The organism is Clostridium sp. 1001271st1 H5 (assembly GCF_005845215.1).
In the GTDB taxonomy this organism is placed as follows: domain Bacteria; phylum Bacillota; class Clostridia; order Lachnospirales; family Lachnospiraceae; genus Enterocloster.
This window is the reverse complement of the sequence record NZ_SPHO01000015.1, coordinates 1-13,256: the sequence shown is the minus strand read 5'-3', so window position 1 is coordinate 13,256 and position 13,256 is coordinate 1. Positions and strand designations below refer to the sequence as shown.

Annotated in this window: 20 protein-coding genes and 2 pseudogenes; 21 read left to right on the top strand and 1 reads right to left on the bottom strand. The window is 49.3% G+C overall.

Annotated features, from left to right (window positions below):
- From FGS84_RS20635 to FGS84_RS20605, 7 genes are all read left to right on the top strand, one after another.
- On the top strand, positions 1-819 hold the full coding sequence (locus FGS84_RS20635) for a DUF3849 domain-containing protein (protein WP_138310253.1): 819 nt from the start codon (positions 1-3) through the stop codon (positions 817-819).
- A 2-nt stretch (positions 820-821) separates the two neighbouring features.
- Positions 822-1,160, top strand: coding sequence for a plasmid mobilization relaxosome protein MobC (mobC, locus tag FGS84_RS20630; protein ID WP_006773030.1), 339 nt, complete (start codon positions 822-824; stop codon positions 1,158-1,160).
- Positions 1,161-1,315: 155 nt separating this feature from the next.
- Positions 1,316-1,615 carry a CD1845 family protein gene (locus FGS84_RS20625; RefSeq protein WP_006773028.1) on the top strand — a complete coding sequence of 100 codons (300 nt, stop codon included), beginning with the start codon at positions 1,316-1,318 and terminating at the stop codon, positions 1,613-1,615.
- A gap of 121 nt (positions 1,616-1,736) precedes the next feature.
- Positions 1,737-2,333: a type IV toxin-antitoxin system AbiEi family antitoxin domain-containing protein gene (locus FGS84_RS20620; protein ID WP_002595843.1), complete on the top strand. Its 597-nt coding sequence runs from the start codon at positions 1,737-1,739 to the stop codon at positions 2,331-2,333.
- Entirely contained in the window at positions 2,330-3,184 is an 855-nt protein-coding gene (locus FGS84_RS20615; protein WP_002595844.1) for a nucleotidyl transferase AbiEii/AbiGii toxin family protein, read from the top strand. The genes FGS84_RS20620 and FGS84_RS20615 overlap by 4 nt, the downstream gene beginning before the upstream one ends.
- On the top strand, positions 3,181-3,507 hold the full coding sequence (locus FGS84_RS20610) for a hypothetical protein (protein WP_006773027.1): 327 nt from the start codon (positions 3,181-3,183) through the stop codon (positions 3,505-3,507). Before FGS84_RS20615 ends, FGS84_RS20610 begins: the two co-directional genes overlap by 4 nt.
- 54 nt (positions 3,508-3,561) lie before the next feature.
- Positions 3,562-4,974 carry a relaxase/mobilization nuclease domain-containing protein gene (locus FGS84_RS20605; protein WP_006773026.1) on the top strand — a complete coding sequence of 471 codons (1,413 nt, stop codon included), beginning with the start codon at positions 3,562-3,564 and terminating at the stop codon, positions 4,972-4,974.
- A 188-nt stretch (positions 4,975-5,162) separates the two neighbouring features.
- Here the strand turns inward: FGS84_RS20605 and FGS84_RS20600 are convergent, their stop codons facing one another.
- Positions 5,163-5,477, bottom strand: a complete 315-nt coding sequence (locus tag FGS84_RS20600) for a helix-turn-helix transcriptional regulator (RefSeq protein WP_002576937.1) — start codon at positions 5,475-5,477, stop codon at positions 5,163-5,165.
- A gap of 157 nt (positions 5,478-5,634) precedes the next feature.
- On the opposite strand from FGS84_RS20600, the pseudogene FGS84_RS20595 reads away from it, so the two are divergent.
- The 14 genes and pseudogenes from FGS84_RS20595 to FGS84_RS20535 all read left to right on the top strand — a co-directional run.
- Positions 5,635-6,178: pseudogene (locus FGS84_RS20595) on the top strand (SLOG family protein).
- 107 nt (positions 6,179-6,285) lie between these two features.
- Positions 6,286-6,456 carry a hypothetical protein gene (locus FGS84_RS30995; protein WP_166434156.1) on the top strand — a complete coding sequence of 57 codons (171 nt, stop codon included), beginning with the start codon at positions 6,286-6,288 and terminating at the stop codon, positions 6,454-6,456.
- Between the two features lie 53 nt (positions 6,457-6,509).
- Positions 6,510-6,743 carry an immunity 17 family protein gene (locus FGS84_RS20590; RefSeq protein ID WP_006773021.1) on the top strand — a complete coding sequence of 78 codons (234 nt, stop codon included), beginning with the start codon at positions 6,510-6,512 and terminating at the stop codon, positions 6,741-6,743.
- A 13-nt stretch (positions 6,744-6,756) separates the two neighbouring features.
- Positions 6,757-7,299 carry a hypothetical protein gene (locus FGS84_RS20585; protein WP_006773020.1) on the top strand — a complete coding sequence of 181 codons (543 nt, stop codon included), beginning with the start codon at positions 6,757-6,759 and terminating at the stop codon, positions 7,297-7,299.
- 41 nt (positions 7,300-7,340) lie between these two features.
- Positions 7,341-7,682, top strand: a complete 342-nt coding sequence (locus FGS84_RS20580; RefSeq protein ID WP_006773019.1) for a hypothetical protein — start codon at positions 7,341-7,343, stop codon at positions 7,680-7,682.
- Positions 7,683-7,689: 7 nt separating this feature from the next.
- Positions 7,690-8,769, top strand: a complete 1,080-nt coding sequence (locus FGS84_RS20575; protein ID WP_006773018.1) for an ankyrin repeat domain-containing protein — start codon at positions 7,690-7,692, stop codon at positions 8,767-8,769.
- 12 nt (positions 8,770-8,781) lie between these two features.
- Positions 8,782-9,621: a DUF2262 domain-containing protein gene (locus tag FGS84_RS20570; RefSeq protein ID WP_006773017.1), complete on the top strand. Its 840-nt coding sequence runs from the start codon at positions 8,782-8,784 to the stop codon at positions 9,619-9,621.
- A 9-nt stretch (positions 9,622-9,630) separates the two neighbouring features.
- A complete protein-coding gene (locus tag FGS84_RS20565) occupies positions 9,631-10,041 on the top strand; it encodes a hypothetical protein (RefSeq protein ID WP_006773016.1) in 411 nt (136 codons plus the stop codon).
- A gap of 49 nt (positions 10,042-10,090) precedes the next feature.
- On the top strand, positions 10,091-10,693 hold the full coding sequence (locus FGS84_RS20560; RefSeq protein WP_039891433.1) for a hypothetical protein: 603 nt from the start codon (positions 10,091-10,093) through the stop codon (positions 10,691-10,693).
- Positions 10,694-10,715: 22 nt separating this feature from the next.
- On the top strand, positions 10,716-11,270 hold the full coding sequence (locus FGS84_RS20555) for an SUKH-3 domain-containing protein (RefSeq protein ID WP_006773014.1): 555 nt from the start codon (positions 10,716-10,718) through the stop codon (positions 11,268-11,270).
- Positions 11,267-11,560, top strand: coding sequence for a DUF3192 domain-containing protein (locus tag FGS84_RS20550; protein WP_006773013.1), 294 nt, complete (start codon positions 11,267-11,269; stop codon positions 11,558-11,560). The genes FGS84_RS20555 and FGS84_RS20550 overlap by 4 nt, the downstream gene beginning before the upstream one ends.
- Complete coding sequence (locus FGS84_RS20545) at positions 11,547-11,873, top strand: DUF5713 family protein (RefSeq protein WP_138310252.1); 327 nt, start codon at positions 11,547-11,549, stop codon at positions 11,871-11,873. Before FGS84_RS20550 ends, FGS84_RS20545 begins: the two co-directional genes overlap by 14 nt.
- A gap of 5 nt (positions 11,874-11,878) precedes the next feature.
- Positions 11,879-12,825, top strand: a pseudogene (locus FGS84_RS20540) (DUF4241 domain-containing protein).
- A gap of 27 nt (positions 12,826-12,852) precedes the next feature.
- A partial coding sequence (locus tag FGS84_RS20535) for an Imm51 family immunity protein (RefSeq protein ID WP_138310251.1) occupies positions 12,853-13,256 on the top strand: 404 nt, incomplete at its 3' end.

The window sequence follows — 13,256 nt, the reverse complement described above, 5'->3', positions numbered from 1 at the left end:
ATGAATACTAACGATCTGAATACAGCCCTTTATGAAAAGATGGCTGCCGAACAGGACAAGTTCCGGGACTGGCTGAAAAGACAGCCCCCGGAAGAAATCCTGCACCACACCTATGAGTACACGGTTCGTGAGGACATTGTGATGGCGATGGAGGAACTGGAGCTGACTGATGCCCAGGCTCAGGCACTTTTGGAATCTCCCTCTCCGCTGGCGGATGTGTACCGTTACTTTGAAAAGCTGGAGACCGGTCACATGGATGTGATCCGGGACAGCATTGAGAACCGTGCCGATGATGTGTGCAGAGCCAAAGAGGAACTGCGAACAACACCGGTCTATCCCCATTCTGCCGCCTATGCGAGAGAACATGGGGAGCTGGAGCAGTACCGGGCTTCCAACAATGCAAATCTCCAATGCAAGGAGTCCATTGAAGCGGCGGTGCGGGAACACTTCGACGGAATGTATCTCAGCCACGATGCGGCAAATGGTGTGATCGAGATCTATGGCATGGAGCGTGTGTCCATGGTTCTGTCTAACACGGTCCAGCTTCAGGACTGGGATGGGCGCTACTCCCGACGCAACAAAGAATGGGCTAAGACCATTCCCAACGATAATCCCGAAACTGTCCGTTGTGGTTATGCCTTAAACAGCCACCCTGCTGTGCTGGATGGCTTTATTGATCTGGTGCGTGTAGAACAGCAGCGCAGCCGTACTCAGGGAGAAAAACTGCAACCGTCCCGCCCCTCAGTACGGGATAAGCTCAAACAGGAGCTGCCTGCCCATAAGCCTGCCGCCCCGAAGAAACGGGAGCCGGAGCGATAACTATGGCAAAGCGTAAGCGGGATATGCAATTAAACTTTAGAGTTTCAGCGGAGGAGCTTGCTGTGATTGAGCAAAAAATGTCTCAGTTTGGAACCTCCAACCGTGAAGCCTATCTAAGAAAAATGGCGCTGGATGGGTATGTAGTCAAGCTGGAGCTGCCGGAGTTGAAGGAGCTTGTTTCCCTGATGCGCCGAAGCAGCAACAACTTAAACCAGCTGACCCGTAAAGTGCATGAGACTGGACGGGTTTATGATGCTGACTTGGAGGATATATCCCAGCGGCAGGAACAGTTATGGGAGGGCGTAGAGGAAATTCTTACCCAGCTTTCCAAACTTTTATAACAGGGATAGATACTCCATTTGCGGAGGGAGGAACGGCATTACTTCGCTGCTCCTCTCTCCGCTTTTTCTTTTTATCGGTATCCTTGTCTTTTGCCTGCCCATGCCGGATAATATGATTAGAAAAGATACCAAGAACGCTGCAAGGAGGAAATAACATGAAGATTTTGAAAGGGCTTTTGATGATTATAACTGCACCGGTCATTTTGGTGCTGACGCTTTTTGTCTGGCTCTGCACGGGGCTGATCTACATATCCGGTCTGGTGCTTGGTCTGCTCAGCACTGTAATTGCTCTGCTTGGCGTGGCTGTGCTTATTACCTATTCCCCGCAGAATGGTGTGATTTTGCTGGTTATGGCATTTTTGATTAGCCCGATGGGGCTGCCACTGGCTGCAATCTGGCTACTGGGCAAGGTGCAGAGTTTGAAATTTGCAATTCAGGAGTTGGTTTATGGATAAAAATACGCAAAACCATAAAAATGCCAGACACCGTCTGTTAAATTTGGGAAAAGGAATTTTATATCCACGACTTTACTTTTGAACTAATATTGAATATAATATTAGTACGAAAGGAAGTGACATGATGGGACAATTTGAACAGCTGGATCAGATGCTAACAGCACAAGAAGGAATGCTGCGAACATCGCAGGTCGTATCTTCTGGAATTTCAAAGCCGGTATTTTATGATTATGTGCGTTCACGAGATTTGGATAGAGTCGCACATGGGATTTATCTGTCCAAAGATTCCTGGGTGGATGCCATGTATCTGCTTCATTTGCGATTTGAACAAGCAGTATTTTCACATGAAACAGCTTTATTTTTTCACGATCTGACAGACCGTGAACCAATAGAATATACAGTTACGGTCAAAACTGGATGCAATCCAAGCAAAATGAAAGCAGAAGGCATTCAAGTTTTTACGATTAAAGCAGACTTACATGATGTAGGACTTACAACAGCGAAAACTCCGTTCGGGCATACTGTGCCGGTTTATGATATGGAGCGAACGATCTGTGATTTGCTCAGAAGCCGTAGCAGAATTGAAATTCAGACCTTTCAGGGAGCACTGAAAGCGTATGCCCGTAGAAAAGATAAGAACCTGCGAGCTTTAATGCAATATGCTGGGATGTTCAAGGTGGAAAAAATTTTACGACAGTATTTGGAGGTACTTTTATGATAAAAACAGCAAGGCAGCTTAAAGATTTAATACGAAACCTTTCCAGAGAAAAATCCGCAGATGCTCAGATTTTAATGAGGAACTACATGATGGAGCGTTTTTTGGAGCGTATTTCTCTTTCTGAGTATCGTGATAAGTTTATCTTAAAGGGTGGTATGTTGGTAGCGGCTATGGTTGGATTGGATGCCCGCTCTACGATGGATTTGGATGCAACCATAAAAGGAGCTAATGTTAATGTGGAGGATATTGAGAATCTAATTTCATCAATCGTAACTGTTCCGATTGATGATGGTGTTAAATTTCAGCTGAAAAGTATTTCGGAGATTATGGATGAAGCAGAGTATCCGGGGATTCGTGTCAGCATGAGTACAACATTCGATGGTGTAGTGACCCCTTTGAAAATTGATATTTCTACGGGAGATGCAATCACTCCAAGAGAGGTTCGGTATTCATTCAAACTTATGCTGGAAGATCGCTCCATTGATATTTGGGCTTATAATTTAGAAACTGTGCTGGCAGAAAAACTGGAAACCATTATTACTAGAACCACAACCAATACCCGCATGAGAGATTTCTACGATATTTACATTTTAGAACAGCTGCATGGAACCACGCTGAACCCGAAAATTTTACATGATGCGCTTCTGGCAACTGCTCATAAACGGGGATCGGAGAAGTATCTTAACCAGGCTGAAGAAGTTTTTGACGAAGTGGAAAATGATTCGGTTATGCAAAAACTTTGGGAGGCATACCGTAAAAAGTTTTCTTATGCTTCTGATTTGGAATGGGATGTGATTATGAAAGCAATTCGCAGGTTATATGTTCTTTGCGAGAAGGGCATCAGCTTATGAAAAAGCATGGACACTATTGTAAAGTTTGTGGTGAATACAAAGCCAACGAAAAATTTTCAGGCAAAGGTCATGCATCCCACATTTGTAAATCCTGTGCTTCGCTACCAGCAGAAAAGCAGGCTGAACTGATGACACTGAATCGTCTTTTGAATCTTCCATGGAGGCTATCGAAAGAGCAGTTGTCCTGGCTGAAAAATCGACTAAAGGATAGGCGGCCTGATGTCCGTGCATTGGCGCAAGAGCAATATGAAATGAGATTTCCACCAAGACACTTAGAAGATGATGAGTTCAATTTTTTCGATGAAGAAAGTTTTATAGAATAGTGAAAGCGGTCTGCTATGGCAGGCCGTTTTCTTTTCGGGAAGGAGGTCTGACCTATGGCAACCACAAGAATCATGCCGCTTCATGTCGGCAAGGGCCGCACAGAAAGTCGGGCGATCAGTGACATCATCGACTATGTGGCCAATCCCAAAAAAACAGATAATGGCAGGCTCATTACCGGCTATGCGTGTGACAGCAGGACTGCGGATGCAGAGTTCCTTCTGGCAAAGCGGCAGTACCTTGCCGCGACCGGACGAGTGCGAGGTGCGGATGATGTGATCGCCTATCATGTGCGCCAGTCGTTCCGCCCCGGTGAGATCACACCGGAGGAAGCCAATCGGCTGGGTGTGGAATTTGCCAAGCGATTCACCAAGGGCAATCATGCCTTTGTGGTCTGCACCCACATAGACAAGTCGCACATTCACAATCACATTATCTGGTCATCGGTCAGCTTAGAATATGACCGGAAATTCCGAAACTTTTGGGGCAGCACCAAGGCAGTCCGACAGTTAAGTGACACCATCTGCGTCGAAAACGGACTGTCCATTGTGGAGAATCCGAAACCTCACGGAAAGAGCTATAACAAGTGGCTGGGCGATCAGGCAAAGCCCTCTCACCGAGAGCTGCTGCGTGTAGCGATTGACAACGCATTATCACAAAGTCCTGCTAATTTTGAGGAACTGCTGAAGCTGCTAAAAGAGTCCGGCTGTGAAGTATCAAAGCGCGGAAAATCGTATCGTTTGAAACTCCCCGGCTGTGAGAAAGCCGCCCGAATGGACAGCCTGGGCGAAGGATATGGATTAGATGATTTGCAGGCGGTTCTCTCCGGGAAGAAAGCGCATACCCCACGAAAGAAAATAGTTACACAGGCAGAGACGCAGAAGGTCAATCTGCTGGTGGACATTCAGGCAAAATTGCAGGCTGGAAAAGGTGCTGGCTATGCTCGATGGGCCAAGGTGTTCAACCTCAAGCAGATGGCGCAGACCATGAATTACTTGTCAGAGAATAACCTGCTGGAGTATGCGGTTTTGGAAGAAAAGGCTGCGGCTGCCACGGCACATCACAATGAGCTTTCGGCGCAGATCAAAGCGGCTGAAAAGCGCATGGCAGAGATTGCTGTTCTGCGTACTCACATTGTAAATTATGCCAAGACCCGTGAGGTCTATGTGGCATACCGCAAGGCAGGCTACTCTAAGAAATTCCGGGAGGAACATGAGGAAGAAATTCTGCTCCACCAGGCTGCTAAGAATGCCTTTGATGAGATGGGCGTCAAGAAGCTGCCCAAGGTCAAAGAGTTGCAGACAGAGTATGCGAAATTGCTGGAAGAAAAGAAAAAGACCTATGCCGAGTACCGGCGTTCCCGTGAGGAAATGCGGGAGCTTTTAACTGCAAAGGCCAATGTGGATCGGGTGCTGAAAATGGAGGTAGAACAGGATGTTGAAAAAGAAAAAGACCACGGCCAGCGATAAGCTGGTCCTGGTCAAAAGCGTTCGCAGAACGCGCAGCCACAGAATGAAATTCTGTGTTCAAAGGGGCTTGGGGGCACTGCCCTCAACAAGCAGTTTGTGGCGAAATGGATAGCCACAAGCATTGCTTGCCACAATATGCTGCGCATAAAATAAAAAACTAACGACGGGACATTTACTGCCTCCTATCGTTAGTTTTCTGTGTTTAAGCGACTTATAAAACCAATCAGCATAATCAGATCGTCATCTGACATCTTTCTCATTCCGTCTAAAGCCTTCTTGATAAGCTGAGGGTTATTTTCCTGTGCATCAAAAAATTGAAGCGGCGTGATTTCAAAATACTCACAGATGTTGAGAAACTGCTTCATAGACGGCATAGAACGCCCAGAAGAAATCGCCTGAATATAGCTTCTGTTCTGCCCTAACTCCATGCTCATCTGATATTCTGAAACGCCTTTTTTCAATCGTAATTCTGTGATTCGATTGCGGATAAATTCTTCGTCCATACGCTCACCTCTCTGCTCTTTTAGCATAGCAGAAAGCAATTCTTGATACTTCGTATGTGTTGTGTTATAATTTTGTAATATGACCTTTATACGCATTATTATTTGCGTTATTTTTGCTTTATATGCGTAATCACGGCAGTTATCAAGGGTGATTTATATGAATCAGTATGCCTGCGCCATTACCGGCCACAGACCAACAAGATTTTGCTTTGGATATAATGAGGAAGATCCCCTATGCCAAAAACTAAAAGAATGTCTCCTGGAGCAGTTTCGGATACTCCATGACGAGAAATTTGTCCGTACTTTTTTTGTCGGCGGTGCTCTTGGTGTGGATATGTGGGCTGGAGAACAGCTGCTGACATTGAGAGCACAAACGGGATACGAGGATATTAAAATTATCGTTGTAGTTCCCTTTATCGGCTATGACTCTAAATGGCCGGATCAGAGTAAACATAGATTGAAAAAGCTGATCCAAAACGCAAACGATTCTATTGTTATTTCACATTCTGCGGATGTTTCCAGTTATAAAAAAAAGGAATTACTATATGGTCGATCATGCAGAGTACATCATCGGTGTGTTTGATAATCAGAAAAAGCTGCGCTCAGGTACAGCACAGACAGTCAACTATGCCTTGCATCAGGGAAAAGTAATCACTCTGATCCATCCAGACACTATGGAGATAACAGCCCCTGCGCCTTAACAAATTCACAAAAATTTTTCATTAGCATTTCCAACAAAATATTTTCATTGAAGGGGTGCTGTGATATAATAAGATATAAAACTACGCTCAGAACAAATGGTGCCGCTATGAACAAATATATTGGACAGCAATTTGCTGCTTTAAGATACGAAAAAAATATTTTGGTTGTTGAAGAAACTACATCTGCTGGTGGATGCGGCTCCTTCAACGCGGCTTCTTCATGCCCTGCGTCAGCCTGTCTTTATGACAGTGCGGCGTGGGGCTTTTTTATTGTTTGAAAAGAGTATGAAAAGAGAAATACCAGCAGGTATTTGCGTGAGGAGGAAGTAGAATGAACAGCGAACAGATCACAGCATTTTTACAAGAGCATTGGTACATTGCCTCGGTGCTCATCGGGGCCGTGATTTTGTTTGGAGCGATCCGCAACTGGAACTGGCTCTGCGACCCCACTGGTACGCGGGATGCCCATCGACACAGCAGAGGATACCGGCGTGTGGTTTTCTTTCTGCTGGGTGTCCTCTTGATTGTGGTGAGTATCTGGGGATTTGTGCTGAAATTGAAATAGGAGGAGAAAGACTATGATGACTGAGAAATATCCCACCTGGCTCATCGGCCATGTGAAAGAATGGGCGGAGAAGCGTTTGCCCACCGTGATACTTTGTTCCACCACCGGCAATGAACTGCTGGAGGTTTGGTATTACGGAGATCTGCTCACGGTGAAAGGAGAACCCCAATCCTATATCATAGATAGCGACGAGGCCCCCGGACTGGTGACAGCCCGTGACCCGGAGAGCGGCGAGGAGTTCGTCATCTTTGACGGTGGACGGCATGGCTACGACAATATGTTCTGCGATGAACATGATCCATCCGAGCTGGAGCACCGCCCCCTCAAGCGGTATGAGATCCCCGCCTCCAAGTTGGTGCTGGAGCTGGGGTACAGCATTGACTATGAGGACGAAAAAGAGAACTTTGAACCGGATGAGGCGGATACCGTGGAACTGATCAACGGTGAACGGATGCCGTGGGAGCAGGCCAAGCGGGACGGCATCGACTATATCGCCCTTTACTATGTGAACGAGAAAGGAAAACCAGTCCAGATCCTGGACGCAGAGCTGGCCTGAGTATACCGCAGCCAGATGACGGGATAAAGGAGGGCGACAGCGTGATCGGGACAGATGAAAACCGGGCGGTGCTCCATGTGGAGGTCATCTTCTGGAGCGGCAAACGAAAAATACCACCCAGCCTGGTCAGCGGAAAGTATTGTCCCCATTTTGTGGTCACAGGAACTACAGAATATTTGGGTGTATGCTTTCTGGACGGAACCGAGTGTACATTTGATACACCAGCTTTGGGAAATGCCCAACCCCTATATCCAGATACCATTGACTATGCCCCGCTGGAAAACAATGCGGAATTTTTGATCTATGAGGGAGCCAATGCCGTTGGCAAGGGCCGGGTGCTGGGCCGAACCGTTCCCTATAAAGTGAAACAACAACGAAAGTAGGTGCCTTATGTACCAAATTGCATATATTGGCCGCTGGGAGACCCTCCCGGAAACGGCTGCCGCCATTTGTGACTATGACACTTCCAAGCTGGAGGTACTGCTCCAGGGCGGTCTGGATTTAGATGACCCCATTCAGCTCAGCGAGTATATCAAACTCACACCACTGGAGATCGCGGTTTTTAGGAATGATGTGCCCATGATTCACTTCCTACTGGGGCATGGAGCTGATCCCGGTCTGGCAGAGGAACAGCCCCTGCTGCTTACCGCTGCCCGCTGTTGTGGGCCGGAGGTGGTGGCGCTCTTTGCTGGACAGGCTGCAAAACTCAGCCTGAAGCAGAAAGAGCGGGCCTTTCAGGAAGTACGCTGGGGCAAGCGCCCGGAGAATATCCCGGTGCTGGAGCAGGCTGGGATCACAGTGGATAAGTTTGGCGGCGAGGCATTCCGGGCCGCTGTGTCCGAGGGCAATGCCAAACTTGCCCGACTGCTTCTGGAAAAAGGGGCAGACATCAATTACCACAAGCCGGACATGGTGTTCCCTTACGCCTCCACCCCTGTCACCGAGGCCGCCCGCTCCAACAATTTCTCCATGGTGCGCTGGCTGGTGGAACAGGGAGCGAATATCACCCTTGTTAACAAATACGGCGACCGGCCTTACAGTGTGGCAGTTCAAAACAAGAATCAAGAGATGGCCGACTACCTGAAGGCGCTGGAGCCGGAGGACTGGCACAACGAACAAGAAAAGGTCCGGCAGCTTATGCCCTACAAGCTGCCTGCCAAGCTGGTGGAATACTTGAAAACCGGCCCCCTGCGTTTGGAATTCCCGGAGCAGGAATGGGTGAAATGGGCGGAGCTGTACGCCTACATGGATGTGCAGGAGATGACCTGGAAACGGAAGAAGCTGCTCTCCCTCATGGCGGCCATGGACAATTACAGCGACTACCTGCTGCTGTGGAGCCCCAGGGACAAAAAGCTGTGGTATCTGGACATCGAGCATGAGGAATTCCACTCTCTGGCCAAATGGGATGACTTCATCGCAGATCCCGGCCGGTATCTGAACGGGATGATTGAGGGCGAGTTTGAGGAATAAGGAGAATGATCTATGTTTGAAGAATTTTATGAGATGTACGAGTCCGAGGAGCAGGAAGTGGTCGCTTTGATCAATCGCTGCATCGGGGGCGGATATAACAACAGGGGCAACTTTTGGCAAATGACTGTTGTGACGCTGGGCATGGTGTTCTGTGACACCGGCAAGGTCACCACCAAAGAGGAGCGGCTGGAGTGGCCAGTCACCGACGAGGAGCGCAACAGTGAAAAGGGCTGGGGACGCTTTCAAAACGAGCAGATCTGCCGCCTGAAAATCCGCCGGATGAAAGAAGAATGGGCAAAGGATCTGGTGGCGTGGCCCTGGTGTATCTCCGAGGTGGTCAAGACCCATGAGGACTGCCCGGAACTTCAGGCCGTTCTGGACGAGTGCCACAAGCCGGTGGTGATCCAGGACCAGGTGCTGGGAAAGCTCGAGCTGGACAAGGACCATGATGCCTTTGAGGGTGAGATCCAGTGGCGCGGAAAGGATGTGCTTCTTTCCCTTGAGGTCAATGCGGAGAGCAAGCCCTCCTGGACCCGCGCCCGCAGTGCCGCCAAGAAGTTGCTGGCCGACTGTGAAACTTGGGACAAGGCCATGCGAGAGCTTGCGGCCAAGAACCTGACCGAGCTGGCCAACAACTGGCTCTCCCAGGATGAGGAACCCCCCCGCAATCCGGAAACCGACCCCATCACAGAGGAAGAATTGGCCCGACGGATCAGCCTGACGAGCCTGTCCGTCACCTCCGGTGGCAGCTTCACCGCCTGGTTTGACTGCGACGAGATGTTCACCGACCATGCGGTGACGATCTACGGCTCCTTGAAAAAGGGCCTCAAAACTGCCAACATTGAGGGATAGGAGTTGTCTATGGAAAAAGCGACTGCTGTTAATACCTGCTTAGGTGTTTTGAAGGGACGGGACTGCATCTATCTGGATCAGGTGAAACAGGATGCTCTGAACAATCTGACCTTTACGGGGGACATCAATGGCCATCTAATCTCCCAGTGCAGGGACGAAAAAGACTGGTTTCCCTATACACTCACCTTCCGGCAGGTGCTGGCCTATTTTACCTGTGAATTGGACACCTATGAAAATATGGCTGGGACGGAGTATCTGGATGGCAGTTCCTTCGATTTAATTGAGGACAGCACCTGGCTGAAGTCTCTGCCAGTGCGGGAGGACTTTGACAAAGGCATCTATCGGCACTACCGGCTGTTTACATACGATGATGTTTACAACATCATTGCGGTTTCCTATGAGTTTGCAGCAGAGTTGTAAATGCCTGAAACATGGAAGACCATTGGAGGGATCTATCAAGGAAGGAGGTATGGCGATGAAACAGAATAAGCATCAGTTGGAGCATCTGCCCACACTTCTGGTTCAGCAGATCCGCCTGCAATGGTATAAAGACTGCCGGGGCGGAAATGCGGCCGCACAGCGGAACCAGTATCCCAGAGCCATGCGTCTGCCGAAAGACTTCTTCTCCTATTATCCTTTTGGTCTGCCTACTCACTTTGCATCTATCATACAGAGGCCCGATGGATTTCAGATCGATAGGGACTGTCGTAGGCTGATGGAATGGAAGCCGAATGGCACAATGCGGCTTCACCCTTTCGAACTGATTCAGCAGGAGCCCGGAATCCATGTGCGTTACCGCAATGATTGGCACATCGGGGCGATACCGGAGCGATATACCTACGATAAGACCGGGCAGAAACAGCCTCTCAATGAGCTGGCACTGGATTTGATTCCTGGTGATTATGGTCGAGCTGTCTGCAATGGGCGGTTCCGAGACTGGGACACTGGGGTCTGGTATTATGTACTGGATATTTTGAATGTGATGCCGCTTGCAGAACCCACCGACGCATTGACCAGTTTTACGGACAGAGAACCGAATAAGATATATACCCAGATCGATCGGCTGTGGTGACGAAAAACAGGAGGATACTACCATGATCAAAGAACGCATCCCTATCTCTGGCGATCTGGGCAGCAAGGTTAAGCAGCTGATGGAGTACGCCGGGTGGTACGAAGGCCGCAGTGTGGACATCTCCATTGCGGAGCAGTATTACGCCGATCATGGCGTCCCGATGATGAAGACCACCCAGCGGTTTTATCGCAAATATTTCGGCCTGTGCTGCGAGTGGTACTTGGCACAGAAAAAGCTGAAATGGGCAGCTGACTTTGAGTTTGCTTTATTCCCTTACCTGGTCAATGGGATCAAAAACCATTTGGAGGACGCCTATTTCCGGGATATGTCCGGCTGTGAACTGGCAGAGATCGAACAGGCTGCCGGTGAAAAATGCCAGCCTATCGGTCATATTGGCTACTACTACCCGGCGGAGGTCTGGATCTCCGAGTACGGGAAATTGTATGCGAAATATGAGTACCAGGATGAGATTGAGTGCTTTCCGGATGTGTTTGCCCTGATCGAACGGGAACTGCGGCAGTGCAAATTTGATTCCGCTGCCATGAAAACGGTTGAGGCACTGGACGGAAAACTATGAAACAGGACTTTACGATTTGGCGCAATCAAATATTGCAGAATCCCCAGAACATTTCACCGCTGAAATTTGGTATGTCACAGGATGAGGTCATAGAAATCTTCGGTAAGCCCGATGCTGTTTCCACCATGAGAAGTGATGGGAAGCCTTTGATCCTCAAATATCATGAAATTGAACTGCATTTCGATAGCAAGGCCCCTCATGGGCTCTACTTAATTTACAGCGACGATGAGATCGAGTTGAGCATGACTGCCGAGCACGAAGAAAGGAGCAATCCCTATGAAAACATTTGACCCCAATTACAAACTGCTGGACGAGATGTATCAGGACAATTACTATCCCACTTTTCTGGTGGACAAGGTAAAAGACGAGCTTCAGAAGGTCATTGACCTGTTGGAGAGCGGCGAAACCGACACCGAAGTGGTGCAGGAAACGCTGGACGAGGCGGTCTGCGGCATCAATGATCTCCAGGAGGAGTTTGACGAGAACGACAGCGAGATCGAAACGGTGGCGCGGGAATGTATTGCGGCAACCGTGGCCTACATTCTGGAGTGTTTTGGCATCCCCATTGACACCGAGGAGGCCATCCGGGAACGGGACTGGTGAACCCTATGGCAGAAAAAGAACTGGCCCTTTGTGATGAGTGCGGAAGCCTGTTTTTCAAAGGCTCCTCACAGATGATGGGGCTGTGCCAGAATGTGCCCATGTTCTCTATGGCTACCCGAATTGTGACCATCATTTTCAGGATGGCCGGTGTGTGAACTGCTATTGGGACGGCTCAAAGAGTGTGTACATCAAGAAACAGAATCAACAGGAGGAAACTGATATGCCTACAACTGAATGGCTGAACAAATACGAAGCAATCAAGGATAAATTGACCTGTAAAGATGACTTGGAGGCCCATTTCACAGAGAAAGTGATTGGGAACATGGCGGTGGATGTGCTGGACATCGGCACCGTCCATTTCCCCACCGGGCAGATTTTCGCCTGTGATCCGCTGGTGGAACTGGAGGACACTCTGCCGTTCCTTCAAACGATCCCCGCCGGAACTTATCCCGTAAAAATCTGCGTGGTGCCCAGCGAACAATACGGCGACCGCTATGCCTGCGTCAAGGTGGAGGTTTCTCAGGAAAAGCCTGTCCGCTATGAGCTGGGCATGGTGGGCAACGAGGATCTGGACGAGGAACTGGGAGAGGACGAGTATTTTGGCTTTGGCGTAGACGCCGGGATGGGCTGTGTCGCGGACATCCAGACCCAGGCGGCCTTCAAGGCATACTGGGCCAAGCGTTTAGAAGAAGACCCGGACATCGACCCCTACAACGACCTGTTCTGCGATCTTCTGGAAGAAAACGCCAAAGCCTACCCCAAATATCAGGGGGACTGCGGCGACTGGCTCAACTGGACAGTGCCGGGCACGGACTGCAACCTGCCCATCTTTGCCTCCGGCTGGGGGGATGGTTACTATCCTGTCTACTTCGGGTATGACGCCAAGGGCAAAATCTGCGCCGTGTATGTGCGGTTCATTGACATTGAAGCCAGTTATCGAGAGCAGGATTAAAAATGTGACAGAACAAAGGAGAACACTATGAAAGACCTTTGCCAATACGGAAACCGGCCGGAGGACGAATGGGAAATCTTGCCCTGGATACCTGACCCGCGTCCGCCCTTCAAAATCTGGGTGAAGCCGGAGCAGATTGCGCCATTCTTTCTCATTCCCCACCACCCCTATGCGCTCTCCCTTCTGCTGAAAATCAACAATGGATTCCGGACGGAAGTATTCCGTCGGCTGGGACTGACTGGAAGCAGCGGAGACTGGGAGCGGCTGGTCCGGGGCGTGATCCAGGAGTTCGAGGAAAATAACAGCGGCGTGGATCTGTTTCACTTCGACTCTGACGAGGATGTGTTCTGCGTGTACTCCCAATACATCGACGATTTGATGCTGCTGTCCAAAATGATCCGGGCGGCCTGTGACAATGAAAAAACGATGGG

Bases quoted from the DNA above. Each gene is read 5' to 3' on its own strand.
- FGS84_RS20550 (WP_006773013.1), top strand. From the start codon at position 11,267: ATGAAACAGGACTTTACGATTTGGCGCAATCAAATATTGCAGAATCCC.
- FGS84_RS20600 (WP_002576937.1), bottom strand. From the start codon at position 5,477: ATGGACGAAGAATTTATCCGCAATCGAATCACAGAATTACGATTGAAA.
- FGS84_RS20555 (WP_006773014.1), top strand. From the start codon at position 10,716: ATGATCAAAGAACGCATCCCTATCTCTGGCGATCTGGGCAGCAAGGTT.
- FGS84_RS20545 (WP_138310252.1), top strand. From the start codon at position 11,547: ATGAAAACATTTGACCCCAATTACAAACTGCTGGACGAGATGTATCAG.
- FGS84_RS20625 (WP_006773028.1), top strand. From the start codon at position 1,316: ATGAAGATTTTGAAAGGGCTTTTGATGATTATAACTGCACCGGTCATT.
- FGS84_RS20565 (WP_006773016.1), top strand. From the start codon at position 9,631: ATGGAAAAAGCGACTGCTGTTAATACCTGCTTAGGTGTTTTGAAGGGA.
- FGS84_RS20560 (WP_039891433.1), top strand. From the start codon at position 10,091: ATGGCGATGAAACAGAATAAGCATCAGTTGGAGCATCTGCCCACACTT.
- FGS84_RS20590 (WP_006773021.1), top strand. From the start codon at position 6,510: ATGAACAGCGAACAGATCACAGCATTTTTACAAGAGCATTGGTACATT.
- FGS84_RS20575 (WP_006773018.1), top strand. From the start codon at position 7,690: ATGTACCAAATTGCATATATTGGCCGCTGGGAGACCCTCCCGGAAACG.
- FGS84_RS20610 (WP_006773027.1), top strand. From the start codon at position 3,181: ATGAAAAAGCATGGACACTATTGTAAAGTTTGTGGTGAATACAAAGCC.
- mobC (WP_006773030.1), top strand. From the start codon at position 822: ATGGCAAAGCGTAAGCGGGATATGCAATTAAACTTTAGAGTTTCAGCG.
- FGS84_RS20615 (WP_002595844.1), top strand. From the start codon at position 2,330: ATGATAAAAACAGCAAGGCAGCTTAAAGATTTAATACGAAACCTTTCC.
- FGS84_RS20620 (WP_002595843.1), top strand. From the start codon at position 1,737: ATGATGGGACAATTTGAACAGCTGGATCAGATGCTAACAGCACAAGAA.
- FGS84_RS20605 (WP_006773026.1), top strand. From the start codon at position 3,562: ATGGCAACCACAAGAATCATGCCGCTTCATGTCGGCAAGGGCCGCACA.
- FGS84_RS20635 (WP_138310253.1), top strand. From the start codon at position 1: ATGAATACTAACGATCTGAATACAGCCCTTTATGAAAAGATGGCTGCC.
- FGS84_RS20585 (WP_006773020.1), top strand. From the start codon at position 6,757: ATGATGACTGAGAAATATCCCACCTGGCTCATCGGCCATGTGAAAGAA.
- FGS84_RS20570 (WP_006773017.1), top strand. From the start codon at position 8,782: ATGTTTGAAGAATTTTATGAGATGTACGAGTCCGAGGAGCAGGAAGTG.
- FGS84_RS30995 (WP_166434156.1), top strand. From the start codon at position 6,286: ATGAACAAATATATTGGACAGCAATTTGCTGCTTTAAGATACGAAAAA.